Below are 24,014 nucleotides of genomic sequence, written 5' to 3' on the forward strand. Positions count from 1 at the left end.
GGTTGCTGCCGGGGAAATATCTGAAGATGAAGGGTAGCATTCTACCAGTTCATCCTTTCCCGGAGCGATGTAATATGCGCCACATGGTGCTTTCCATGCCAGGCGTAGGAACCCAGCATAAACCATAAAGTTTGTATGTTTCCGTACACCGGATGGTATATAGTGCGCTCCCATTGTTCACCGTCAATACTACTCATCAGCGTGTACCACCTGGCGTGCAGGGCATGCAGCAGGGTTACCGACATGTTCACCGGCACCGCGAATACGTCGGGCAGTTCGGCCCAGGCTTTTTCGTCGTAAGGTTTTACGATGGGCTGCTTTTCCGTGAGCGCGAGGCGGCAACGGATAAAAGCATTCATATGACTGTCCGCCAGATGATGCACCACCTGCCTTACCTGCCAGCCGCCTTCCCGGTAGGGTGTTTCAAACTGAAAGGCATCCAGACCATTGATGGCGTGTTCCAACAGTTCCGGAAGGTACCGGATATCGTTCAGCCATATTTTTTTCTGCTGTTCGGAATACCCTACCGGCTGGTATTTGCCGATAGGGTATTGCAAAGAAGTTCCGTCCATCTGGATTATTTTAGGATCTCGAGCATTTCCACTTCAAAGATCAGCGCCGCGCCACCGGGAATATCTCCTCCGGCACCACGATCGCCATAACCCAGGGAAGAGGGCATGTAAATGATCCACTTATCCCCTTCTTTCATCAGTTTCAGGGCTTCTGTCCAGCCTTTGATCACCTGTCCAACCCCTATTTCCAGCGGCTGGCCGCGGTCAACGGAGCTGTCAAACTTTTTACCGTTGATCAGTTTTCCGGTGTAATGCACTTTCACGCGGCTGGTATCGTGTGGATGCACGGTGCCGGTACCGGTTTTTAGAACTTCATACTGAAGGCCGCTGGGCAATTCGGTTACCCCGGCTCTTTTTTTGTTTTCCGCGAGGAATTTTGCGCTTTCTTCTTTCACTGCGTTGATTTTTTTGTTGGCGAATGCCTGAAGTTTTTCCTGTAAAGTCATATTTGCCTGCATTTCATCCAATAAAGGAGTTTTTCCGCCCAGCACATCAGCAAAGGCTTTGTTCAGCAATTTGTAATTCATGGTGTCCACACCCTGTGTTTTAAAGTAGCTGGCCACGTTCACCCCTATCGCATAAGAAAGCGAGTCGATGGCATTCTTCATGGCGGGGGCCGGCGCCACTACAGGTGGCTTGGGATTTACCGTTGTTTTGGTGGTAGTGGTTTTGGGCTTGGTTACCGGGGGCTTTGTGGTGGTTTTTGTCTGAGCGAGGGAAACAGAACATACCGAACTGATTATCAGGGAACCTATCACCTGCTGCGCGATTCTTTTTGTGCTCATTGAAATTTTTGCGATTTAGACCTGAAAGGTAGTGAAAAGACTAAAATTTTACGAAATTCACTATCCTATAGCCATAGTAGACTACATTTGCTGGTACAACTACGTTTTATGCCAGGCGATTCATTCAGAGAAAGGATATTCAGGCGCCACGTGGCCGCCGCAGCTACCGCATTCCCCGCTACAAGTGATGTTTGCACCTTTTCGAGTGCTTTGCTGAACTGGCTTTTCCCGGAGCAGACCGGGCATTGTTTACCTACTGAAATAGCGCTGGCAGAAAAATATGAAGCGTTGCGCGAACAGTTGGAGCAACTGTTGAGTCCTATGGAAGCGCAACTGGAACAACCGGCCACAACAACAGCCGATCTCTTTTTCCAGTCCATCCCCGCATTGGACGATATGCTGAATAAAGATGCCACCGCCATACTCGAAGGAGACCCCGCCGCCACCAGCAGGTACGAGGTAATCCGCGCCTATCCTGGCTTTTACGCCCTCGCTTTCTATCGGATGGCGCATATCCTTTACACACTGGGCGTACCGCTTCTCCCCCGCCTTATGACGGAATTCGCGCACAACCGCACCGGTATCGATATCCATCCCGGCGCAAAGATCGGCGCCTATTGCTGCATCGACCACGGTACTGGTATCGTGATTGGCGAAACCACCGTTATCGGGGAACACGTTAAAATATACCAGGGCGTTACCCTTGGTGCATTGAGCGTTGAAAAAACGATGGCACTCCAGAAAAGGCATCCCACCATTGAGGACCATGTCGTAATCTATGCCGGGGCCACCATTCTCGGCGGAGAAACCGTTGTGGGCCACCACAGCATCATTGGCGGGAATGTATGGCTCATCCGATCTGTTGCACCAAACGCACGTATTTACTATAAGGCCGACGAACACATCTCGATTTCAGAACAAATTTTATAATAAGCATGACCGCATCTTCTGTATTGGAACTCGTGGGGAACACCCCCATGGTTAAACTTAGAAACGTTTTTAACAAGCCCGGCGTCACCATTTACGCGAAACTGGAAGGCCATAACCCCGGCGGTTCCGTGAAAGACCGGGCTGCGTATGGCATGATCAGCGCCGCTTTGGAAAGGGGAGATATTAAACCAGGTATTAAATTAATTGAAGCCACCAGCGGCAACACCGGTATAGCACTCGCCATGATCGCGAACCTGTATGGCATCGCCATCGAACTCGTGATGCCGGAAGACGCTACCCGCGAACGCGTACTCACCATGGAAGCTTTCGGCGCCAAAGTTATTCTTACGCCCAAAGAAAAATCTATGGAAGGCGCTATCGACTACGCACATGCGCAGGTTAAAAAAGGGGGTTATTTTATGCTGAACCAGTTCGCGAACGAAGACAACGCGAACATGCACTTCAATACCACCGGCCCTGAAATATGGCGCGACACCCAGGGCGAAGTGACGCATTTCGTTTCGGCCATGGGTACCACCGGCACCATTATGGGCGTTTCCCGCTTCCTCAAATCACAGAACCCCGCCGTTCAGATCGTAGGATGCCAGCCCACAGACGGTTCCAAAATCCCCGGCATCCGCAAATGGCCGGAAGCGTATCTTCCTAAAATATTCGACCGCTCCAGGGTTGACCGTGTAGTGGATATCGCCGAGAAAGATGCCCGCATCATGGCCAACCGCCTCGCTAAGGAAGAAGCCATCTTCTCCGGGATGAGCAGTGGCGGGGCCGTTCACGCCGCCCTGCAGATAGCGGAAGAAATCGAATCCGGGGTAATCGTGTGCATCATCTGCGACCGCGGCGACCGCTATCTTTCCTCCGACCTTTTCGGTTAATTCATAAACAACAGCTCCAGCTGTTTCTCCACTTTTTCAGGCCCGGTTTCTCCCTTGGCGAGTTTCCGGGCCAATATTTTTCTGGCCTCCGGACTGTACCTGAAAGCCGTAGCGAACAGGTCAACCACCAGGCGTATCACCACCAGCAGTATCGCCGCCATAAGTCCCGCATGCAGGAAAATGATAAAAAAGCCGCCGGTAATGGCCACGATCTGTTGCACGAATATCCTGACGTAAGGCTGCATGAACATGTCGGACAATACAGTTTCATGGTATTTCCGGGGAAGAAAAAAATCGGTTACCGACTGCATTACATTGAAAAAAGCAATGGAAGCAACCGCCCAGCCCGCTCCGGGCTGACCAAGCATGTAGGCGAAATTCTCCACCACACTGAAACTGTCCTTCACACCCTTGTCATCCACGCCCAGCAAGAGGAAGATGAATACCGACTGAACAAAAATGAAAAAATTGTAATGCACCAGGAAGAACGGCACCATGAAAACATGGTTGTTGTGGTCGTGGGGCTTTTCCAGACGAAGTACTTTTTGCTTCCGGCCCAGTATAGAAACGGTGAGCATTTTCAGGGCATGAACCAATCCGATTACCAGTGTTTCCACCAGGTAAGCGAACAGGATAGTATTGGGCCGCCACCAGCCGAGCAGCAGCCCCGCAACCATCACTACGGCTGAAAACCAGAGGGTTTGGTTCCGGGCATTGGGAAGAAACCAGGGAAATTTCATGCTGAAAATTAGGGGTTTGATGAAGCGGGAACAATACCCACCTGAAGGTATTTAACACCACTTCAAGATAATCTTAACATGGCTTTAAATGTTTTTTCAATGTTTGAACATTATCTTTGTACGGTAATCAAATGATCAAAGCGAAAGGATATAATTCAGACTGGAATTAACTTGAAACAACGAACCATAATATATTGATTATCTGATTAAAGAGTTAAGGGTTGTAGGGTTAATGATTAAGCTCTTCCTTTTAGGAAGGGCTTTTTCTTTTATGCTTTCATCACTTCGTACACCGGGCTGAAAAGATAGATTTTCCCGGTCGCCATTTCTTCACAACGGATTCTTTTCCGGATCTTTTCTCCCCTTTTAAAAATTCGTCCCTTTTCAATGGTGAATAGTGCGCCTATTGGCAGTTCGTCTACCAGCACGTGTCCATCCTTTACGGGATCATAACGACGCAATACACGAAGCAGTTGTTCATCGGCGCAACTGCTGGCGGCAGGATTTCCCAACGAGTCCAGCAGCGCCTTCGTGATGTCTGCCGGAAACACATTCAGCCGGATGAACTCCGCGAGGATATGACTGAACAGGGTTTTCCATTCCTTGCCATGCGGGGCCACGCGGTGCCCGTACCGGTCGAAAGTGAGCAGATGCGCCAACTCATGTAATAAGGTTACCAGGAAAGCATAACGGTTAAGATTGCCGTTTACCGAAATGCGGTGGTTCTTTTCATTGACCGCGTTCCTGTAATCGCCCAAAACCGATTTCCGGGCCCGCGTAATAGTAAGGTGCACCTTATAATGTAAAAGGTAATGCTGCACCTGTTCAAAGGAACCATGCGGCAGGTAGGAACGGAGCGCTTCCAGCGGGGCTTCCTGTTTAGCCATTCTTTTTCTGCAGACTATTGAGTTTGGTTACGATCCTGGTTTCCAGGAAGGTATAAAGAAGATAGAAGAACATGCAGCCAAACAGCGCGGGTTTGTTTACGCCTGATTTGGCTATGATGATGTAAACAAAAGCAGCGATAAGGCATCCGAACATTTTGATGAGCATGCCGCCATACACTGCGTTTACAAAGCCCATTGATGTTTTTTTATTGAGCGCCCGCACGTGCAGGGAATAGGTAAGTGTGGTAAGAAGAAAGATCAGGGTGTGGCCAATAATTAATACATCCCTGTCTGCTTCCCATTTGGCCAGCAACGCTTTTCCAAAAATCAGGAAGCCATTCAGCGCTGCGAAAACAACTACGATCGCTAAAAAGGATTTCCTTGCCACCTGTTTGTCCATATAAAAAATTTAGCCACGCGGGGTTTTACCGCGTGGCTGCAAAATTAGGGAAAAACAAAGAGGAACTTATCCCTGCCCTATGGCGAGGGCAGGTATCCTTTTGTCGTTTTTTTCTTTTGACTGGGCGGCGGCCATTGCGGGTGCAGGAACAATCATCTGGCATTGCCCGTTGAATTTGGCCTCGGGTTCCACCTGGAGCTGTTTCGCGCTGATGTTGCCGTCCACAACGGAGCCTCCACGAAGGTACAGCAGGTCGTTCACCCTTACGGAGCCGGAAACACGCCCCATAATATCAGCCTGGTCGCCTTCGATATCGCCTTCTACCAGCCCGTCCGGGCCGATTACGATCTTTGCTTTGCTGGAAATATTCCCTTTGATGGTACCGTCGATGCGCATATCGCCGGGGGCTACAACATTGCCCGTGAAAATGGTGCCTGCGCCAATAAGGCTGGTTCCGCCGTTGGTGGAAAGCGGCGTGGAATCGGATTTGGATTTTGAGTTGAACATGGTCCGGATTTTAGGATTATCAAAAATGGTTTATTCATTGGTCGTTTCCACGTGTGGTATGGCCAGCAATGTTGTGTCCAGTACCACATTTCCATCTCCAGTAAGTGCTTTTTTGATCCCTTCCAGGTAAACATCCTTGTACTTCATTTCCCTTTCCAGGGAATCTGTTCTTATTTTCAGGTTCATCAGGGCCTTTCTTTCATTCAAACTGCCATACCCCGGAATATAATACCTGAGGGGGGTAAAAACGATCAGCGCCACCGTGAGCCCCACCAGCACAACAAATATCGTGCTTAAAAATACATACACACTGAGCCTTGAAAGTTTGAAAGTGACCACCTCTTCATAGGTATCATCGTTCATCACCACCAGACGATAACGGTTTTGAAGGCGTTTGAGTGTGGAATTGGCATCAGATTTGGCCATAAAGAGAGGTTTGCGGATCGAAAGTAAACGATTTTTGCCAATCAAATTACAATAATATTATTGAATTTCAGTTATTAAGGTGTAGAATTGCTTCATGCGGGCGGTCATCAGAAATCTTATATTATTTTCCACTTTTTTTTCCCCGACAGTGCTTTGTTTCGGGCAGGAAGGTTATGAACTCAGGTTAGAGAAACCTAAAAAGTACGAGAACAGGGCGTTGGGTTATGAAAAAACCTACACGAAAAAGTTCACCGGCAGCCGGAGGTTCGTTCAAAACACCATCACCCATTACAATTATTTCTACAACGCAACCCTGAAGATTGATAATGTATTGAAGCAGGCGAAAACCATGCACGTGGATGATTTCACCAAACTGCTCCCCTTTTACAATTATTCTCTTACAAATACCGCAGCCAGCAAGGCTGAACTGGATTCCGTTATTTACAAGGCGACGGCGGGCATCGTGTTGCACGACCTCCGCAACGACTGGATCGACAACATGTACCTGCTGATCGGCAGGGCTTATTTCCTCCGCAACGACCTTGATTCCGCGGCATTGACTTTCCAGTTCCTGAATACGGCGTTCGCCCCGAGGGAAAAAGACGGCTACGCGAAAATAATCGCCAGCAATTCCAGTGAAGGTGGAAACGCGTTTCTGGTTTCCACCAAAGAAAACCGGAACCTCCCTAAAAAAATGTTCTCTGAAGCCCCCTCCAGGAACGAGGGCCTGATATGGATCATCCGCACCGCTATTGAACAGGGTAATATGGCAAAAGCTTCGGCCCTCATACAATCGCTCCGGCTCGACCCCCAGTTTCCTGAGCGGCTGAAACCCGAACTCGCGCAGATGCAGGCCTATTATTTCTACACCAATAATATATACGACAGCGCGGCTTTTTACCTGGAACAAGCACTGCCCTCCGCAGAAGGCACTACGGAAACCTCAAGATGGCAATTCCTGATCGCACAGCTCCACGAAAAAGCGGCCCACCGGAATGAGGCCATCGATTGGTACAATAAATCAATCAAAAGCACGCTCAACCCCATCCAGGATATTTACGCCCGCCTGAACGCCATCCGCCTGAACAAAGAAGGAGGAGATAATTATATCAATGAGAATATCCTGACGTTGTATAAAATGGCGCGCCGCGATAACTATACGACCTACCGCGACATCATATATTTTACCGCGGGCATTATGGACAAGGAACGGAACAACCATACGGGCATCATTCAATCCATGCAACGCAGCATCCGCTTCAACAGCGCGAATGTTTCTTTGCGCAACCAGGCTTGGGTGGAACTGGGCAACGCCTATTTTAATACGGGCGAATTCCTGCTGGCCAAAAACGCTTACGACAGCATCAACCTCGATGAACCCGCTATTGAATCTGCGGACCTTATCCTGGCGAGAAAATCGGCGCTGGGCACACTCGCCGCAAATGTTGCCGTGGTAAAAAGGCAGGATAGCCTGCAATACCTGGCCCGGCTTCCGGAAAATGAAAGGGACGATATCCTGAAAAAAATAGCCAAGGCTTCCGCTAAGGCCCAACGCGGCAAATATACCGGCTCCGCCGCACTGAATGAAGAAGCGCCCGCCGACCTGTTTGCCGGAACCGGTAAGGGAGAATGGTATTTCTACAATGCCGGGCTCCGCTCGAAAGGAAGAAGTGAATTCAATGTAAAATGGGGCGATCGCCCGGATGCCGACAACTGGAGAAGAATGTCGGCCATTGACCGCAATACACAAATCCAGGAGGTGACTGCATCCAATGAGCAGGTGCAGGACTCTACGGCAGAAATTACGTATGAATCACTCTTAGCCAAGGTGCCACTTACCGAGCAGCAAATGCAGGTATCCAACGATTCCATCCGCAACGCGCTCTACGAAATTGGTTTCGCCTACCAGGACAAACTCGAAGATTACGCCAAAGCGGCGGAACAATATGAAGCATTGCTCGCAAGGTTCCCCAATACGACCAACAAAGAAAATATATACTTCAACCTGTATTACTGCTATTGGAAACTGGGATTAAACGATAAAGCCGCCCGGTTTAAAACACAACTTCAAAAAGAGTTCCCCGGCAGCAATGCCGCGGTAAAAACCGTAGATCCCTCACAGGTAAAAAACAGTGCCGCGAACCATGAAAAAGCGGCCACCGCTACTTACGAAAAAATCTACAACAAATTCATTGAAGGCGCCTTCCAGGAAGCACTGGATATGAAACGCAGCGCCGATAGTATGTACGGGCAGGTGTACTGGACCCCGCAGCTGTTGTATATCGAAGCCGTTTACCATATTAAACAGCGCGATGATGCCAATGCGATCCAGCAGTTGAACCGCATCACTTCCTCGTTTACCACGTCTCCCCTTGCGCCGAAAGCCGAGCACCTTAAATCCATCCTGGCCAGGAGGAAAGAAATTGAAGATTACCTCACCAAACTGGAAGTAACCAGGGATGAAGATGAAACCGCGCCTGTTGACAGTTCTATTTTCGCGAAAAAGACAGTGCTGGAAGAAGAGATAAAAACCGTGCAATCGGCAGGTATAAACACCAGTATTCAACCAGGTATTAAAACGGATATCGCTCAAAAGAATATACTCAACAAAAATTCATCCCTCAAGGCACCCGTTACGCCCGATAGTATCATTCAAAAGTACAAGGATGTGGATGCCGCGAAGAATGTACGGGTGGATTCCGCGCAGCAACTGGTAAAAACACAACTGCCCGTAAAAAAAGACAGTATCTCCTCCAATCTTCCGGCCATAAAACCAGTGGCACTCTTCTCTAAGAACGGGTACATTTATAACCCGGCGCAGCCGCACTACGTAATGCTTGTGCTGGACAAAGTGGATCCCGTGTACATTTCCGAAGCCAGGAACGCCTTTATCCGTTACAACAGGGAATATTATGCCGGTCAACCCATTAACGCGGGAAACATCCAGTTGAATGATACCATCCGCCTGTTGAGTTTCTCCGGCTTCGCCGATGCCGCTTCCGCTATTCAGTACGCCAATGGGGCCCGTGCGAAAGCCGGTACGGAGATCGTGCCCTGGTTACCCGCGGCCAAATACAGCTTCCTCGTGATCAGCGAAGCGAACCTCCCCACCCTGCAGGAAAAACGTGAAACGGGCGGTTATCTTGAATTCTGGCAGGAGGCTGTTAAAATCAAGTGATTAAATATCGCTGTGCCCAACTATAGGTACATTTTTTGTTAGCTTTGGGCGGGATTAAATTGTAAATTACTGTATGAAAAAATCCGTTCGCATCCTCTGGAAGGTCTTCTTTGCAGGTCTGGGTGCTTTTATTCTCCTGATCATAGGCGCCAACTTCGGTTTGTTGGGTTCTATGCCCTCTATTTCGGAACTGGAAAACCCTTCGGCTTCCCTGGCCACGGAGATTTACGCTTCCGATGGTACCATGATGGGGAAATATTATCTACAAGACAGAACTTCCGTTAAATATAAAGACATCAGTCCTTTCGCCATCAACGCGCTCATCGCCACCGAAGATGAACGTTTCCACGAGCATTCCGGCATCGACGCCAAATCATTGGGAAGGGCCGTATTCGGGGTACTTACCTTCAACAGTAAAGGCGGTGCCAGTACCATCACACAACAACTGGCGCTGAACCTGTTTGGAGAATCAAGAGCGCGTAACCCACTCATGCGCGCCGTTCAGAAATTGAAAGAATGGATCATAGCCGTGAAGCTGGAAAGGAATTTTACCAAAGAAGAGATCATCACGCTTTACCTGAACACGGTGGCTTTCGGCGACAACGTGTATGGAATCAGAAACGCATCGAAAACTTTCTTTCAGAAGGAACCCGATCGTTTGCAACTCGAAGAAGCGGCTGTACTCATTGGTATGCTGAAAGGGAACACCATTTATAACCCGCGGAGGTATCCTAAAAATGCCATGGACCGCAGGAATACCGTGATTGACCAGATGGTGCGCAATAATGTGGTTCCTGAAGAAGAAGCGCAGAAGTACAAGCTGAAGCCGATTAAACTGAACTATAAGAAAATGGATGAAAACGCCGGCATAGCGCCTTATTTCAGGGATGTGCTGCGCGATGACCTGAAGAAATGGTGCAAAGAACACAAAAAAGAGAACGGTGAAGAATATAATATTTACCGCGATGGCTTAAAAGTGTACACCACCATCAACCCGCGGATGCAACTGGCGGCGGAAATGGCGGTGAACAAGCACATGTCCACCCTCCAGAAAGTACTCAACAGCCAGGCCAATATCAAGAACGGATCCATCTGGAAGGGGCGCGAGAACATTCTTGAAGCCGCGATGAAGAACAGCGACCGCTGGCGCTCCATGAAAGCGGAAGACATTTCAGAAGAAGATATCCGTAAAAGTTTTAAGGAAAAAGTACCCATGCGGGTATTCGCCTGGAACAGCAAGCGGTATACCGATACTGTAATGACACCGATCGACTCCATCAAATACCACAAGCAAATGCTGCAAACCGGCTTCATGGTGATGGACCCTATGACCGGCGAAGTGAAAGCCTGGGTGGGCGGCGTGGATTTTAAAACATTCAAGTACGACCACGTTAACATCAATACCAAAAGGCAGGTGGGTTCAACCATCAAACCCCTGCTCTACGTGCAGGCCATCAAGGAACTGGGCTTCACGCCTGAAACCGCTTGTGAGAACACCCCACAATGTTTTCCCGCCTACAACAACTGGTGCTCCAAAAACTCCAGCGGCAACAGCAGCGCTTCCACCAGTATGGCCACAGGTTTGGCATGGTCGCTCAATAATGTGACGGCATATCTTTTAAAACAGGTGGGCATCAAGCGGTTCGCGCAGTTTCTGAAGGAATGTAAAATTGAAAGTGAACTTCCTGAAGTACCCACGCTCTGCCTCGGTGTTCCCGATATCTCATTATATGAGATGATGCGCGCCTACACCATGTTCCCGAACAACGGATACAATACCAAACCGGTTTATATCAGCAGAATCGAAGACAAGAACGGTAACGTGCTGGAATCCTTCGTTACGGAACGCATCCAGATGATCACCGAAGGTGAAGCATATACCATCACCAATATGATGCGCGGTACCGTGGATTTCGGAACAGGTCGTGCGTTGCGTGGCGCATACGGCATTACCGGCGAGGCCGCGGGAAAAACAGGTACCACCAACGACAATACTGATGGGTGGTTCATGGGCTTTACCCCCCAACTGCTTGCGGGTGCATGGGTGGGTTGCGATGATCCGTTCATCAGGATATCCAGTAATTATTACGGACAGGGCGCATTGATGGGCCTTCCCATCTGGGCTTATTTCTTCAACGAAGTATACAAAGACAAAACTTTAGGCATAGATGCTTCCGCCAAGTTCGCTGTGCCTGAAAGCCTGCGCAACGAAGTGATGTACGATTACCTCCACGTAGCGCCGGAAGTACCGCCGGGAGCTGAAGGACAGGACCCCACTTACGATGCCAACGACTACATGTTCACGCCTACGCCTGGAAATAATATCCCGGTAGAATCGCAGCCGCTTTCAGATGATGAAAAAAAGGTGCTGGATGAGGCCCGGAAAGGAGAAAAAAAGGATACGCCCAAAACCCAGGATAAAAAAGAAGCGACCAAGCCCGACGAAAAAAAAAAGGGCGGGATATTGAAAAAGATATTCGGGAAAAAGGATAATTAGTGTGTAAAAAATGAATAGTGTGCATCTCTCGAACGAAAACAGTTATACCATGATCGCAGTACAACAGGAAAATAAAAGCAGGCAAAAAGCGCTGATCTACGCTATCGTAAGTTACGTCTTACTGGCGGTGATCCTTTTTTTGGTGCGCTGGAGTACCCCGGCACAGCCGCCTGTGTTAATAGAAGATGGAATTGAAGTGAACCTTGGCAACAGCGATGAAGGTCTTGGGGAAGAACCACCTTTAATTCCTGGTCCGCCATCGGCGTCCAACGAAACTTCTTATGATCCGCCCAAAACATCTTCTTCCACTACGGAACAGATGAAAGATGTGGATACCGATGAAAGTGACGAGGCTGCACCGGAAATTGCCAAACCTACCCGTGCTTCCACCTCAACGAAGATTACGGACAAACCGGTCAATAAAACGGTTAAAAAAGCTGAGACAGTTACGCCCCCCGCTCCCAAGCCTCAGCCTAAAGCGGTTTACAAAGGAGGAACAGCTTCCGGCCCGGGCGGCAACAATGCGGATACTTACAACAAATCCACCAACCAGGGCATCGCCGGAGGAAAAGGTGACCAGGGAAAGATCAATGGAAACCCGGACAGTGATAGTTATACCGGTAATGGCGGAACCGGCAAGTCTGGCGTAGCGATCAGTCGTGGACTTTCAGGACGCAGGATTACCACCTATCCTTCTTTTGAAGATGATTTCAATGAAAACGCCAAAGTAGCGGTCGATATCCGTGTAGATCAGAACGGACGCGTTGTCGCGGCCACTTTTCAACAAAGAGGGTCTACTACATCCAATCCTAATCTTAAAGCGATTGCAATAGAAAAAGCGAAAAAAATTAAAATGAACGCGTCTCCGGATTCACCAGCTGAACAGGTCGGTACCATCATTTTTAACTTTAAAGTGCGCGGATAGCTTTCCTTTCTTAAACTTATTCCATGCGGATAACAGTTCATACCTTCGAGTTGTTATCCGCTTTTTTTATTACAATGTTCATCAGGTGACTTACGCCGAAACGCTCGACTACCTCTACGCCCGCCTGCCCATGTTCACACGCATTGGCGCGGCCGCCATCAAAAAAGACCTCACCAATACCCTCCTGCTTTGCAAAAAGGCAGGCAATCCGCAGCAGTTGTTCAAATCCATCCATATTGCCGGCACCAACGGGAAAGGTTCCGTGAGCCACATGCTCGCCTCCGTTCTGCAGGAAGCAGGGTATAAAACCGGGCTGTATACCAGTCCCCATTTGCAGGACTTCCGGGAACGCATCCGCATCAACGGAGCGATGATACCGGAAGCAGAAGTGATCCGTTTCACCGAAGACTATAAAACATATTTTGAAGCAATAGAACCCTCGTTCTTTGAAGTAACCGTAGCCCTGGCATTCCGGTATTTCGCTGAACAACGGGTAGACGTCGCCGTTATAGAAACCGGGCTCGGCGGCAGACTGGACAGCACCAATGTAATCACCCCTGAACTGAGTATCATCACGAATATCGGTTATGACCACATGCAGTTGCTGGGCGACACGCTCCCCCAGATCGCGCATGAAAAAGCCGGTATCATCAAAGAGAAAATACCGGTGGTGATCGGGGAATCCCACCCGGAGACTGTGGCTGTTTTTACCGAAAAAGCACGAGAAAAAAACACGCCCATCATATTCGCCGACCAGCTATTTCGTCCTCAAACAATCCAATCCTCTCCTGTTGAATTGAACGTTGAATACGCTACGGAGGACGGGACAAGTTTTTTTTCAACCGATCTGCCCGGAAGATATCAGGCTAAAAATATGGCGACCGTGCTGGCCGCAGCTTCCATACTTCAGAAACAATTCACCGCTTTGAATAATGAACACCTGCGCAAGGGACTGCTGCATGTAAAAGAAAACACCGGGCTGATGGGCAGATGGGAAGTATTACGGGAAACCCCTTTGTTTGTATTAGATGTGGGCCATAACGAAGATGGTATGCGTCAGATTCTGGAACAACTGGAACACCAGCAGTACGAAAAGTTACATATTGTAATTGGGATGGTGAAAGATAAGGATGTGGAGAAAGTACTCAGTCTGCTCCCTCAAAATGCTGCCTACTACTTTACCAATGCTTCCATTCCAAGGGCATTGCCTGCGGAAGAACTGAAAGAAAAAGCAGCAAAATACGGATTACAAGGCAGTATTTTCCCTGTGGTGGATGAGGCCGTGCAAACTGCGTTAGCCGCTGCTACCGCAGATGATATGGTATTGGTTTGCGGCAGTGTGTTTGTGGTAGGGGAAGTGGATAGGGAGCTTTACAAGCGCGCCAACTGAAACAAGAACTCCCGGAAGCTAAGCTAACCGGGAGTTTAGAATTACTTATAGAATAGAATTTACTTATCCACCCTGTATTCCACTACCAATTTTGGATGTTTTGATGCATCTGAATGTCGGCTGGAGCAGAAAATACGTGAATTGTAGAGTGCCTCATTCTGCAATTTCATAGCAAATCCGTAATTATTGCTTTCTACCATTGCAGCAACCATACTTTTTACATCGACATTTAAAAGGTCCAAAGATGGCAACGCGGTATGCGGAACAATTACCTGTCCGGTTGAAGTTGTTGAAGGTTTGTTATTCCATTTCAGGGAAGACACCGTCCACGGACTGGTAACCCGCTGAATAAGCATTGAGATGTCCGATCCGGAATTGGGGCTGACGTGATTACCATTTGAAGGATTGGGATGGCTATACAATGATAACTTTGCGCTTACGATGGTGGCATTGGCAGGAATACTGCTCAAATCAAATTTCACAACCGGCCGCATCCCATAAGGAACACCCTGGTCGGTCCAATATATTACTCCGAGCTCGTGCGTTTGCCAGGAGGCTTCATATCCGTTGTCGTTACCTGCAAGATATCCTTCATACTCATTAAAGGAAGGCTGTTGGGAAAGCTGGATAATGTCTGAAGGCAATACTTCTATTTGTACCGTATCAAAACCTCGGCCTCCTTTGTCATCAATAGCCGTAAACTCAAACTGGTAAGTACCTTTTGTAAGTCCCATAACAAGGGCTGAATCTGAACCGCTATTGTCCAAGAAAGGACGGTTAGGACCAGAAACCATCTTCCAGATATAACCAATCAGCGAGCCATCAGCATCAGTGGCAGTTCCTCTGAGTTTCACAGTATCCTGGGGAAGTTTAATAGAACGCGACATACCCGCATTGGCAATAGGCATGGAGTTCTCAACGTCTTTTGTACAACTAACAAGTGCGAAGATGCAGGTAGCGGATAAGGCTAAGGATTGAATCAGTTTCAATTGATTTAAGGTTTAGGTTAAATGATGGGGTAAAGATAGATAAAAAATCTCCGTATTATATACCTACAAGCGCTTCAACTGAAACAAAAACTCCTCCAGCCCCGCACGTTTTCTTTCATCCAACTGGTAGCTGATGTGCTGTTTGTAATATTTTTTAAGGTCGAAAACATCATAAGGATGCGCGGCCACGATTTCGTCGAGGTGTTGAAACCCCACTGCGTTAGCGGTATTGAAAGCACTGATAAAATCCGGATCGATGGGTTTATTACTGATCCAGGCCGCGAAGGTGAAGGATAGTCCGGTATGGTCCTTCCAGGCATCTGCAAGGTCATAGATATAGGTAGATATCTTTCGTTGTTCCAGGGCGCGGTCGCCAATCACCAGGCCCGCGGTGGTTCCTTTGATGCGGCTGCGGTAATCTTCGCCGCCGCCATCTTCGATTACCGGATCCATGCGCCAGTAGTTTTTCAGCAGCACGCGGGTAAGCGCCGCTGAAGTGCGGCTCTGGTAATCGAGCAACACTTTTTCTGTTTTGTGCAATTCCGTTTCACTGAAAAGACAAACGGAAGCCACATCGCCATCGGCGCCGATGCAGAAATCGGTATTGATATGCCATTCCCGGAGACGCGGAATCACGGCCACGGGTACCAGCCCCATATCAATCTCATCATTCAGCAGCATTTGCGCCACCTTTGCGGGATAATCCAGCACCAGATCCATATCTTTCCGGCATTCCGCGCGTTCAATACCATACAACAAAGGCTTCGTATTCAAATAACTGACCGCCCCAACCCTTATCTTTCGTTCCAATTCACTTAATTTTGCCCGCAAACCTACGTTAAATGGTCTTCCCTGCAAAGGATGGGCACGTTTCCGCAGGGATCACGCAACAAAATAAAAGGTAACAATACATGGAATTGAATGCTCTTTCCGCCATCTCCCCCATTGATGGCCGCTATCGTGGTCAGGTGCAGCACCTTGATGAATATTTCTCCGAATACGCCCTCATGAAATACCGGGTGCTGGTGGAAATTGAATACCTCCTCTTCCTCGGCGAAAAAAAGATCGTGAAACTGCCCGCCAAAGTTAAGGCACACCTGCGGAAAGTAGCCGAAGAATTCGATTTCGCCGCCGCACAACAGATCAAAGACATTGAAAAAATCACCAACCACGACGTGAAAGCCGTGGAATACTTCCTGAAAGCCCGGCTCGATGAAGTGGAAGCAGGCGAAGTGAAAGAATGGATCCATTTCGGACTTACCTCACAGGACATCAACAATACCTCCATCCCGCTTTCCTGGAAGAACGCGGTGGAACACGAATACCTCCCCGCCCTGCTGAACCTTCAGCACAAACTGCACGATTTCGCCAACGACTGGAAGCATGTGCCCATGCTCGCCCGCACACACGGCCAGCCTGCATCCCCCACCCGTCTGGGAAAAGAATTTATGGTTTTCGTGGAAAGGCTGGAAGGACAGGTTGAACTGTTCACGCACATTCCTTTCGCCGCTAAATTCGGTGGTGCCACCGGTAATTTTAACGCGCACCATGTAGCTTTCCCTAAAAGAAACTGGATCGACTTCGGCAACGAATTCGTGAATAATATACTGGGACTGCACAGGATGCAATTCACCACCCAGATCGAACATTACGATAATATGGCCGCTCATTTTGATGCCATGAAACGCATAAACAATATATTGATCGACCTGTGCCGTGATATCTGGACGTACATCTCCATGGATTACTTCAAACAACAAACCAAGAAAGGAGAAGTGGGTTCTTCGGCCATGCCACACAAAGTAAATCCCATCGACTTTGAGAATGCGGAAGGCAACCTCGGTATCGCCAACGCCTTGCTGGAACACCTCGCCGCAAAACTGCCGGTTTCCCGTCTGCAACGCGACCTTACCGACTCCACCGTGCTCCGCAACCTCGGCGTTCCGTTCTCTCATATCATCATCGCCATCAAAGCGATTGAAAAGGGATTGGGTAAACTTTTGCTGAACGAGAAAAAACTCCATTCCGACCTGGAAGACAACTGGGCAGTAGTGGCGGAAGCTATCCAAACCATCCTCAGAAGGGAGAACTATCCCAAACCATACGAGGCACTGAAAGAACTTACGCGCGGCAAAGCGCATATCGATAAAAAAGCGATCCACAGTTTTATTACAACGCTGAAGGTTTCTGGCGAAGTGAAGAAGGAGCTGAAAGCGATTACCCCACAGAATTACCTGGGTGTGGTGGGAGAATTTTAAATTTTGGATGATGAATTTTGAATGTTGGATGCATTGTAATTCAACATTCAAAATTCATTTCATTAACGGGACGGGCATGTTTTAAAACGAACAGCTACATGGAGAATAGCGCAGGGTAAAAACACATTTTCGCGTTTCTCCCCTTTCAATAGCAAGAAGTAATTCTGTATTCAAAATAGAACTCTTCCGGCCTAAACAAGTTTCTTCTGACCTAAACAATGGCCTGGCCTGAATCGCAAAACAGCTATTAAGGATTTAAAATTTCAAGCACCCCAATTCATCATTCAAAATTCAGCATCCAAAATTACTTGTGTACTTCACTCGTAAAGTGAAACTCAATATCCGGGTTGTTGGTGCGTTCTGTGTTCAGGAACCACTCACTCTGCGCGAGGTACACCAGGTGCCCGTCCTTATCTTCCGCCACGTTATTTGATTTGAAGCGGGTAAATTCGTTGAGTTTGTTTTTATCATTGGAAGTGATCCAGCAGGCTTTATAATAAGGCAGGGTCCTGAATTCGCAGGATGCGCCGTATTCCTGCAACAAACGGTATTGAATCACTTCAAACTGGAGGTCACCCACGCAACCGATGATTTTCTTGTTGCCCCCGAACTGGGTAAACAACTGGGCCACCCCTTCGTCCGTAAGTTGCATGATGCCTTTTTCAAGTTGTTTGGTCTTCATCGGATCCTTATTCACCAGTTCCTTGAATATTTCCGGTGAGAAAGTGGGTATGCCGGTGAAATAGAAATCTTCTCCTTCGGTAAGCGTATCGCCGATTTTGAAGTTGCCGGTATCGAACAGGCCAATCACATCTCCGGGATAAGCTTCTTCAATCACATCTTTATCGCGGGCAAGAAAACTATAGGGGTTACTGAAACGCACATCTTTATCGAGGCGCACGTGGTGGTAGAATTTGTTGCGCTCGAACCGGCCGGAGCAAACCCGGAGAAACGCGATCCGGTCGCGGTGCTTAGGATCCAGGTTGGCGTGTATTTTGAAGATAAAGCCACTGAACTTATCTTCGTTCACATCTATCACTCTTTTAGACGTTTCTCTGCTCCGTGGCGTAGGTGCGATGCGGATAAATGTATCCAGCATCTCCTTCACCCCGAAGTTGTTCACGGCACTACCGAAGAAAACTGGGGCCACTTTTCCTGCGAGATAGTCTTGCACATTCAACTCTCCATGCACGCCATCCACCAGTTCAACATCTTCCCGGAGAATTTCCGCGTCGCGGTCTCCTAGTTTCTGATCCACCACTTCATCGGCGAGATCAGAAATATGAAGTGAATCTTCTTCTGCGGCCTTTGTATTGGCGGTAAAAAGCAGGAGGTTTTTATCGTAAAGGTTGTAAACGCCTTTAAAGTCTTTTCCGCTGTTGATGGGCCAGGTAAGGGGGTGCAGACTGATGCTCAGTTCTTTTTCAATTTCTTCCAGCAGGTCGAAGCGGTTCTTACCATCCCGATCCATTTTGTTGATGAATACGATTACGGGCGTATCTCTCATGCGACAAACCTCCATCAGCCGGCGGGTTTGTGCTTCCACCCCGTTCACGCTGTCCACCACGAGAATAACACTGTCCACGGCAGTAAGGGTTCTGTAGGTATCCTCGGCAAAGTCTTTGTGACCGGGTGTATCGAGCAGGTTTACCAGGCATCCTTTGTATTCGAAGGTCATCACGGAAGTAGCTACCGAGATACCTCTCTGGCGCTCGATCTCCATAAAGTCGCTTGCCGCATGCTTCTTGATCTTATTGCTTTTAACAGCACCCGCGGTTTGAATGGCACCACCAAACAGGAGGAATTTCTCCGTAAGCGTTGTTTTACCCGCATCCGGGTGGGATATGATGGCGAACGATCTTCTGCGCTTTATTTCCTGCTCGTATTTCATGAAAGCCCTTGTTTATCTGGAGGCGCAAAGGTATGCTTTTATACGGTAGGAAGCTGTGCTACAGTGAAAATCCGGCGGCTATCCGGGGATAATACGGACCTGCCAGCCCCGTGAAAAAACATTACCGGGTTCCAGTTTTTCTATCCCTTCTTTTGTTGCGATTTCGCCTCCGGCGTTCCAGGCATCCGCAATACCGCACCAGGGTTCGATACAAACAAAGTCTGCATTCTTTGCGGCCCAAATGCCGAGGAATGGAAAATCTTTCCAGGTCACTTCCAATCCGGGACCACCTTTAGCGGCACGAATGAGGATTGAATCGGCAGGAAACTGCTTAAAAACCAGCGCATCCTTTTCGAATAATTCATGAGAAAGCGGCAGTGTTGCGTTGTGTTCCAATAACGGAACCGGGCTTTCCGCAATCAGCCCATCCTCGGTAATAGGCCAGCGCCCGGCCGTAACCTCCCGGCCAAAGAAAAGTTCGTAGCCAGTATACGCAGTACCCGGAAGGAATGGTACGGCGAATGCCGGATGCGCCCCTACGGAAAAAAACATGGTTTCCGCCCCGTTATTTTCTACTTCATATTGCACAAGGAGCGTATCGGCTTCAAGCCTGTATCTTATCCTGAAATGAAAAAGGAACGGATACACCTTCAGCGTATCCTCATCCGAAGAAAGCAACAAACTGCATTCGGTCGCAGCTGTGTGTTCAACGGTAAAAACTTTATCCCGTGCGAAACCATGCCGGCTGAGTGAGTAGGTATTTCCGTTGTGCGAAAAGTTGTTGTTTCTTAAGGTGCCAACGATCGGAAAAAGTATCGGTGAGAACTTCCCCCAGTAAGCGGGATCGCCGCTCCACATAAAGTTGATCCCCTCTGCAATTGAAAATAACTCCTGTAATTCGGCACCTTTCTCCGCTATTTTCACCCTGAGTTTACCGTTATCCAACGTAACCATATTCAGTTTTTTTCTTCCCGCAATGTAAAGAGATAATTTTTATGAACCATTCTTAGAAAGGGTTTGTTAACTTTCTGCCTCAATTGATTTTAAAACAACAAATTCATACAATGAAAAAGATCTTTCAACGTGCAGCCACAGTTTTGCTGGGCGCAGCTTTTGTTCTTTCCACCACTTCCGCCAATGCGCAGCAGGACAAGTCTAAACGTCCCAGTCCCCCGGCCACCGTTACCCAAACTGTAAAGGGAACAACCATCACTATTGATTACAGCCGCCCCTCTGTGAAGGGGAGAAATGTTTGGGAAGGCAATTTTGCTCCTTATGGAAAAGTATGGCGCACCGGCGCAAATGAAGCCACCATTTTTACCGTGGATAAAGACGTAAAAGTGAACGGAAAAACACTGCCCGCCGGAAAATATTCCCTCTTCACTATCCCGGGTGAGAAAGAGTGGACCATCATTTTCAATAAAACCGCAGAGCAATGGGGCGCTTATAAATACGACTCCACCGCCGACCAGTTGCGCGTTACCGCAAAACCCAAGGCCAACGCCATGACAGAGCAATTCACGATCAACATCACTCCCAAAGGCGTGGTTGAACTGATGTGGGATAAAGTGAAAGTGCCTTTTACGGTAAAATAAAAGTGAAGCGTGCGGATTGCATTAAACTTGACTAATGCGATCTTGTACCGGTTACAATTTCTTTAAGAAAAAAAAGCTCCCAACAAGTGTCGAACTTATTGGGAGCTTTTTTATAGGACTGTAATAACTTCAAGTAAGATGATGGAAGAAGCCCAAAAGTTAAAGCAGTATCTCTCTTAAGCGTCAGCAATGATTTCTAAATTGGAAGAAAACCTATGCTTTGAATATGATGTCAGGTTTTATAATTTCAAAGGATTCAACCTCGCCTCACATGCTCAGGCAGGTATCGGCATCACCGCTAATTATGCTCTAATAGGAACCTGAGGGTGGGACAAAAACTCCTGTAAATTCATATACCAAGGTCGCCATTGGCCGAACATTGAAATAGAGCCAATTTATTCTTTTCCAATTTTGGAATAAATAAACGCCGCTTCTGTGATGGAGTTCGTTTACCCTTTTAGCAAAACAACGATAACAAGTTAGATTACTTATTATTATCGGGCACACATTCAACTTAAACAGCTGGAACAAACGCCCCTCTCCCCCCTGAGAGGGGTTGGGGGTGAGACTTCACACCAGATACGCCCCCGTTACCCTTTCCCCTTCCACTTCCACGAATATATGCTCCTGCAAGGTGGTAGACAGCGACAGCCCCACATAATCCGTATGTACTGGGAACTTCTTATGTGTTCTCTCCACCAGCGCCAGGGTCTGGATACTTTCCGGGTGAAATTCCAGCAGTGGTTTTAACGCGTACAACATCGTTTTTCCACTGTTGGCCACATCGTCTACCAGCACAATGGTTTTACCGTTAAAATCCCCGGCATCGCTCCAGGAAATAACACCGGGATGCCGTTTGTCCAGTTCCACTTCCAGCACCTGTACCGGGGCGGGGTAGATTTGTTGTAAAAGATGTTGTAAAGAGCGGGCGATCACCACGCCATTGTCGCGGATCCCTGCCAGGATGAGTGCTGGAGGGGTCTCTGTCATGTTCCTTTCCGCAATTTCATAGGCCATCCGCTGGATCTTTCTTCCGGCTTCTTCTTTATTAAGAATGTACTTTTTCTGTTCCGACATAAAACGATAGCGCTTATTTGGTCGTAAATTAATAAGACTTAGCTATTTAACCATCGAAACACGCAAAACTCTTATCTTAGTGGCGCACAACTGCTTATTATGTCGATTCTACCGCAGATACTTTTCGTGGCGGCTGCAGCTGCGGCCATCTTTCTTTTCGCAGGCAAGGCGAAACAAATTCGCCGTAATATCTTATTGGGGAAAGAAGAAACACTGACCGATAACCCGGCGGCACGCTGGCGCAACCTCTTATTGCTGGCTTTCGGGCAAAAGAAGATGTTCAGGAATCCTTCTGTAGCCATCATGCACTTCATCATCTATGCGGGTTTCGTAATCATCAACATAGAAGTGCTGGAAATATTCCTGGACGGCATCTTCGGCACACACCGGCTTTTCGCGCCTTACCTGGGTGGCTTCTATAATTTTCTGATCAACTTTTTCGAGATACTGGCTTTGGGTGTACTGATCGTGTGTGTCATTTTCCTGATCAGAAGGAATGTAATGAACATCCGCCGCTTCAGAAAGAAAGAACTGGACGGCTGGCCCCGTTCCGACGCGAATTACATCCTCATCACCGAGATCGTACTGATGAGCCTGTTCCTGACCATGAATGCCGCCGACACGCTCCTTCAACAACGGGGCGCGCCTCATTACAGTGCATTCCTTACAGGTAACTTCGTGGTATCTTCGCTGTTACAGCCCCTGTTTTCAGGGCTTTCCGACAGCGCACTGACCGGACTTGAGCGCACCTGCTGGTGGCTGCACATCCTGGGCATCTTCGCGTTCCTGAACTACCTTCCCTATTCAAAGCACCTGCACATCATACTCGCGTTCCCCAATGCTTATTACGCAAGGCTCGCGCCTCAGGGACACATGAACAACATGCCTTCCATCCAACAGGAAGTGTTGTTCGCCATGCAACCCGAACTGGCCGCGCAAGCCGGAGACGCGCCGCCGCCCGCAAAATTCGGCGCCCGCGACGTAATGGACCTGAGCTGGCGCAACCTCCTGGATGCTTACTCCTGCACAGAATGCGGCCGTTGTTCAGCGGCATGCCCCGCCAACGCAACCGGGAAACTGCTTTCTCCCAGGAAGATCATGATGGATACCCGCGACAGGCTGGAGGAAGTAGGGAAAAATATTAACGCGAACAAAGGCAGCTTCCAGGACGATGGGAAAAGCCTGTTGCACAACTATATTACCACGGAAGAACTCCGGGCATGCACCACCTGCAACGCCTGCGTGGAAGAATGCCCCGTGAGCATCAATCCGCTGGAGATCATTCTTGAATTGCGCCGCTCCCTCGTTATGGAAGAAAGCAACGCGCCGCAGGAATGGAACATGATGTTCGGTAACATCGAAAACAATTTCGCTCCCTGGAAATTCAGTCCCGACGACCGGGATGCATGGGCAAAAGCATAATGCTTACAGCGGTTTCTTCTTCACAAAAAACATCCGGTAAGCCTGTATCATCGCGGTAACCGCGAATACGCCGCCAATAATCCAATGCAAGGTATTCTGGTTCGCGTTCAGCGTATCTACCATTAACCGACCACCGAAAATAAATACGGAATTACCGAACAATGTACCAAGGCCAATGCCCGCGATGTATATGTTGTAAAAGGATTCTTTGGTTTGAAGGATGTTCTTTCCAAACAGCACCGAACTCCATCCGAACCAAAAAGGAATCTGAACAGGATTCAATGCGCTCATACTCACGCCAAGCCAAAAACGGGGCAGCGTACTGCTGAGTATCACATTTTTTTCCACCACAGGACTTGTGGCGGCCACAAAACTCGCCGCGGCTAAAACGAGGATGATCAGTAAAGTGGCCCATTCCAGCCAGCGGAAAAGTTTCTCCTGTCTTCTTACCCAGTCCATCGCTACCAACGACAGGCGCACGTAAATCATCTCCACCAGTAGTGCGCCCAAAGCGAACAACAATGCAGGACGCAACCCATCGGTAACCGAAATCTGCATCGCTGCGATATTAAGCGTACCCAACGGCAATGTGCCCAGGAAACTGATGAACAGGCCATAGGAAAAAGCACGGAACAACATGGGCTTGAATTGA

General features: G+C 48.4%; 22 protein-coding genes. 9 read left to right on the forward strand and 13 right to left on the reverse strand.

Features of this window, described 5'->3' with window-relative positions; all coding sequences use genetic code 11:
• Positions 1–41: 41 nt before the first annotated feature.
• Both M4J38_RS08820 and M4J38_RS08825 read right to left on the reverse strand, forming a co-directional pair.
• Positions 42–572: a YfiT family bacillithiol transferase gene (locus tag M4J38_RS08820; RefSeq protein WP_251759187.1), complete on the reverse strand. Its 531-nt coding sequence runs from the start codon at positions 570–572 to the stop codon at positions 42–44.
• A 5-nt stretch (positions 573–577) separates the two neighbouring features.
• Positions 578–1,357 carry an FKBP-type peptidyl-prolyl cis-trans isomerase gene (locus M4J38_RS08825; RefSeq protein WP_251759188.1) on the reverse strand — a complete coding sequence of 260 codons (780 nt, stop codon included), beginning with the start codon at positions 1,355–1,357 and terminating at the stop codon, positions 578–580.
• Positions 1,358–1,465: 108 nt separating this feature from the next.
• On the opposite strand from M4J38_RS08825, the gene M4J38_RS08830 reads away from it, so the two are divergent.
• A complete protein-coding gene (locus tag M4J38_RS08830; protein WP_251759189.1) occupies positions 1,466–2,287 on the forward strand; it encodes a serine O-acetyltransferase in 822 nt (273 codons plus the stop codon).
• Positions 2,287–3,180 carry a cysteine synthase CysM gene (cysM, locus tag M4J38_RS08835; RefSeq protein WP_374662837.1) on the forward strand — a complete coding sequence of 298 codons (894 nt, stop codon included), beginning with the start codon at positions 2,287–2,289 and terminating at the stop codon, positions 3,178–3,180. Before M4J38_RS08830 ends, cysM begins: the two co-directional genes overlap by 1 nt.
• On the opposite strand, the gene M4J38_RS08840 is transcribed toward cysM, so the two are convergent.
• The 5 genes from M4J38_RS08840 to M4J38_RS08860 form a co-directional block, all read right to left on the reverse strand.
• Positions 3,177–3,920, reverse strand: coding sequence for a DUF6498-containing protein (locus M4J38_RS08840; protein WP_251759191.1), 744 nt, complete (start codon positions 3,918–3,920; stop codon positions 3,177–3,179). The two genes, cysM and M4J38_RS08840, sit on opposite strands and share 4 nt — an antisense overlap.
• 269 nt (positions 3,921–4,189) lie before the next feature.
• The gene (locus tag M4J38_RS08845) at positions 4,190–4,807 is read right to left on the reverse strand and encodes a SprT-like domain-containing protein (protein WP_251759192.1); all 618 of its coding nucleotides are present in this window, start codon (positions 4,805–4,807) and stop codon (positions 4,190–4,192) included.
• Positions 4,800–5,207, reverse strand: coding sequence for a hypothetical protein (locus M4J38_RS08850; RefSeq protein ID WP_251759193.1), 408 nt, complete (start codon positions 5,205–5,207; stop codon positions 4,800–4,802). The genes M4J38_RS08845 and M4J38_RS08850 overlap by 8 nt, the downstream gene beginning before the upstream one ends.
• 66 nt (positions 5,208–5,273) lie before the next feature.
• Positions 5,274–5,714: a polymer-forming cytoskeletal protein gene (locus M4J38_RS08855; RefSeq protein ID WP_251759194.1), complete on the reverse strand. Its 441-nt coding sequence runs from the start codon at positions 5,712–5,714 to the stop codon at positions 5,274–5,276.
• A 30-nt stretch (positions 5,715–5,744) separates the two neighbouring features.
• A complete protein-coding gene (locus M4J38_RS08860) occupies positions 5,745–6,140 on the reverse strand; it encodes a hypothetical protein (RefSeq protein WP_251759195.1) in 396 nt (131 codons plus the stop codon).
• A gap of 94 nt (positions 6,141–6,234) precedes the next feature.
• On the opposite strand from M4J38_RS08860, the gene M4J38_RS08865 reads away from it, so the two are divergent.
• The 4 genes from M4J38_RS08865 (at position 6,235) to M4J38_RS08880 (ending at position 14,130) form a co-directional block, all read left to right on the forward strand.
• Complete coding sequence (locus tag M4J38_RS08865) at positions 6,235–9,318, forward strand: tetratricopeptide repeat protein (RefSeq protein ID WP_251759196.1); 3,084 nt, start codon at positions 6,235–6,237, stop codon at positions 9,316–9,318.
• 73 nt (positions 9,319–9,391) lie between these two features.
• Positions 9,392–11,815 (forward strand): transglycosylase domain-containing protein, encoded by a 2,424-nt coding sequence (locus M4J38_RS08870; protein ID WP_251759197.1) that lies wholly within the window; start codon positions 9,392–9,394, stop codon positions 11,813–11,815.
• 49 nt (positions 11,816–11,864) lie between these two features.
• Positions 11,865–12,740, forward strand: coding sequence for a hypothetical protein (locus M4J38_RS08875; RefSeq protein ID WP_251759198.1), 876 nt, complete (start codon positions 11,865–11,867; stop codon positions 12,738–12,740).
• A gap of 85 nt (positions 12,741–12,825) precedes the next feature.
• Positions 12,826–14,130, forward strand: a complete 1,305-nt coding sequence (locus M4J38_RS08880; protein ID WP_251759199.1) for a folylpolyglutamate synthase/dihydrofolate synthase family protein — start codon at positions 12,826–12,828, stop codon at positions 14,128–14,130.
• A gap of 59 nt (positions 14,131–14,189) precedes the next feature.
• On the opposite strand, the gene M4J38_RS08885 is transcribed toward M4J38_RS08880, so the two are convergent.
• Both M4J38_RS08885 and M4J38_RS08890 read right to left on the reverse strand, forming a co-directional pair.
• Entirely contained in the window at positions 14,190–15,119 is a 930-nt protein-coding gene (locus M4J38_RS08885) for a DNRLRE domain-containing protein (RefSeq protein WP_251759200.1), read from the reverse strand.
• 63 nt (positions 15,120–15,182) lie between these two features.
• The gene (locus tag M4J38_RS08890; protein ID WP_251759201.1) at positions 15,183–15,929 is read right to left on the reverse strand and encodes a menaquinone biosynthetic enzyme MqnA/MqnD family protein; all 747 of its coding nucleotides are present in this window, start codon (positions 15,927–15,929) and stop codon (positions 15,183–15,185) included.
• Positions 15,930–16,030: 101 nt separating this feature from the next.
• On the opposite strand from M4J38_RS08890, the gene purB reads away from it, so the two are divergent.
• Positions 16,031–17,377 carry an adenylosuccinate lyase gene (purB, locus tag M4J38_RS08895; protein ID WP_251759202.1) on the forward strand — a complete coding sequence of 449 codons (1,347 nt, stop codon included), beginning with the start codon at positions 16,031–16,033 and terminating at the stop codon, positions 17,375–17,377.
• Between the two features lie 304 nt (positions 17,378–17,681).
• Here the strand turns inward: purB and M4J38_RS08900 are convergent, their stop codons facing one another.
• A complete protein-coding gene (locus M4J38_RS08900) occupies positions 17,682–19,268 on the reverse strand; it encodes a peptide chain release factor 3 (RefSeq protein ID WP_251759203.1) in 1,587 nt (528 codons plus the stop codon).
• Between the two features lie 78 nt (positions 19,269–19,346).
• Positions 19,347–20,222 (reverse strand): aldose 1-epimerase family protein, encoded by an 876-nt coding sequence (locus tag M4J38_RS08905; protein WP_251759204.1) that lies wholly within the window; start codon positions 20,220–20,222, stop codon positions 19,347–19,349.
• Between the two features lie 110 nt (positions 20,223–20,332).
• Between M4J38_RS08905 and M4J38_RS08910 the strand changes: the two genes are divergently transcribed.
• Positions 20,333–20,863 carry a DUF2911 domain-containing protein gene (locus tag M4J38_RS08910; protein WP_251759205.1) on the forward strand — a complete coding sequence of 177 codons (531 nt, stop codon included), beginning with the start codon at positions 20,333–20,335 and terminating at the stop codon, positions 20,861–20,863.
• A gap of 570 nt (positions 20,864–21,433) precedes the next feature.
• Here the strand turns inward: M4J38_RS08910 and M4J38_RS08915 are convergent.
• The gene (locus M4J38_RS08915; RefSeq protein ID WP_251759206.1) at positions 21,434–21,940 is read right to left on the reverse strand and encodes a phosphoribosyltransferase family protein; all 507 of its coding nucleotides are present in this window, start codon (positions 21,938–21,940) and stop codon (positions 21,434–21,436) included.
• A gap of 99 nt (positions 21,941–22,039) precedes the next feature.
• On the opposite strand from M4J38_RS08915, the gene M4J38_RS08920 reads away from it, so the two are divergent.
• Positions 22,040–23,362 carry a (Fe-S)-binding protein gene (locus M4J38_RS08920; RefSeq protein WP_251759207.1) on the forward strand — a complete coding sequence of 441 codons (1,323 nt, stop codon included), beginning with the start codon at positions 22,040–22,042 and terminating at the stop codon, positions 23,360–23,362.
• Positions 23,363–23,365: 3 nt separating this feature from the next.
• On the opposite strand, the gene M4J38_RS08925 is transcribed toward M4J38_RS08920, so the two are convergent.
• Complete coding sequence (locus M4J38_RS08925; RefSeq protein WP_251759208.1) at positions 23,366–24,001, reverse strand: LysE family transporter; 636 nt, start codon at positions 23,999–24,001, stop codon at positions 23,366–23,368.
• Positions 24,002–24,014: the final 13 nt, after the last annotated feature.

It is taken from the genome of Parasegetibacter sp. NRK P23, assembly GCF_023721715.1.
GTDB lineage: Bacteria > Bacteroidota > Bacteroidia > Chitinophagales > Chitinophagaceae > Parasegetibacter.

What these genes read in the sequence shown, in the direction of transcription:
- M4J38_RS08820 (WP_251759187.1), bottom strand. Translation starts at nt 572, where the DNA reads ATGGACGGAACTTCTTTGCAATACCCTATCGGCAAATACCAGCCGGTA.
- M4J38_RS08825 (WP_251759188.1), bottom strand. Translation starts at nt 1,357, where the DNA reads ATGAGCACAAAAAGAATCGCGCAGCAGGTGATAGGTTCCCTGATAATC.
- M4J38_RS08830 (WP_251759189.1), top strand. Translation starts at nt 1,466, where the DNA reads ATGCCAGGCGATTCATTCAGAGAAAGGATATTCAGGCGCCACGTGGCC.
- M4J38_RS08840 (WP_251759191.1), bottom strand. Translation starts at nt 3,920, where the DNA reads ATGAAATTTCCCTGGTTTCTTCCCAATGCCCGGAACCAAACCCTCTGG.
- M4J38_RS08845 (WP_251759192.1), bottom strand. Translation starts at nt 4,807, where the DNA reads ATGGCTAAACAGGAAGCCCCGCTGGAAGCGCTCCGTTCCTACCTGCCG.
- M4J38_RS08850 (WP_251759193.1), bottom strand. Translation starts at nt 5,207, where the DNA reads ATGGACAAACAGGTGGCAAGGAAATCCTTTTTAGCGATCGTAGTTGTT.
- M4J38_RS08855 (WP_251759194.1), bottom strand. Translation starts at nt 5,714, where the DNA reads ATGTTCAACTCAAAATCCAAATCCGATTCCACGCCGCTTTCCACCAAC.
- M4J38_RS08860 (WP_251759195.1), bottom strand. Translation starts at nt 6,140, where the DNA reads ATGGCCAAATCTGATGCCAATTCCACACTCAAACGCCTTCAAAACCGT.
- M4J38_RS08865 (WP_251759196.1), top strand. Translation starts at nt 6,235, where the DNA reads ATGCGGGCGGTCATCAGAAATCTTATATTATTTTCCACTTTTTTTTCC.
- M4J38_RS08870 (WP_251759197.1), top strand. Translation starts at nt 9,392, where the DNA reads ATGAAAAAATCCGTTCGCATCCTCTGGAAGGTCTTCTTTGCAGGTCTG.
- M4J38_RS08875 (WP_251759198.1), top strand. Translation starts at nt 11,865, where the DNA reads ATGATCGCAGTACAACAGGAAAATAAAAGCAGGCAAAAAGCGCTGATC.
- purB (WP_251759202.1), top strand. Translation starts at nt 16,031, where the DNA reads ATGGAATTGAATGCTCTTTCCGCCATCTCCCCCATTGATGGCCGCTAT.
- M4J38_RS08900 (WP_251759203.1), bottom strand. Translation starts at nt 19,268, where the DNA reads ATGAAATACGAGCAGGAAATAAAGCGCAGAAGATCGTTCGCCATCATA.
- M4J38_RS08905 (WP_251759204.1), bottom strand. Translation starts at nt 20,222, where the DNA reads ATGGTTACGTTGGATAACGGTAAACTCAGGGTGAAAATAGCGGAGAAA.
- M4J38_RS08910 (WP_251759205.1), top strand. Translation starts at nt 20,333, where the DNA reads ATGAAAAAGATCTTTCAACGTGCAGCCACAGTTTTGCTGGGCGCAGCT.
- M4J38_RS08915 (WP_251759206.1), bottom strand. Translation starts at nt 21,940, where the DNA reads ATGTCGGAACAGAAAAAGTACATTCTTAATAAAGAAGAAGCCGGAAGA.
- M4J38_RS08920 (WP_251759207.1), top strand. Translation starts at nt 22,040, where the DNA reads ATGTCGATTCTACCGCAGATACTTTTCGTGGCGGCTGCAGCTGCGGCC.
- M4J38_RS08925 (WP_251759208.1), bottom strand. Translation starts at nt 24,001, where the DNA reads ATGTTGTTCCGTGCTTTTTCCTATGGCCTGTTCATCAGTTTCCTGGGC.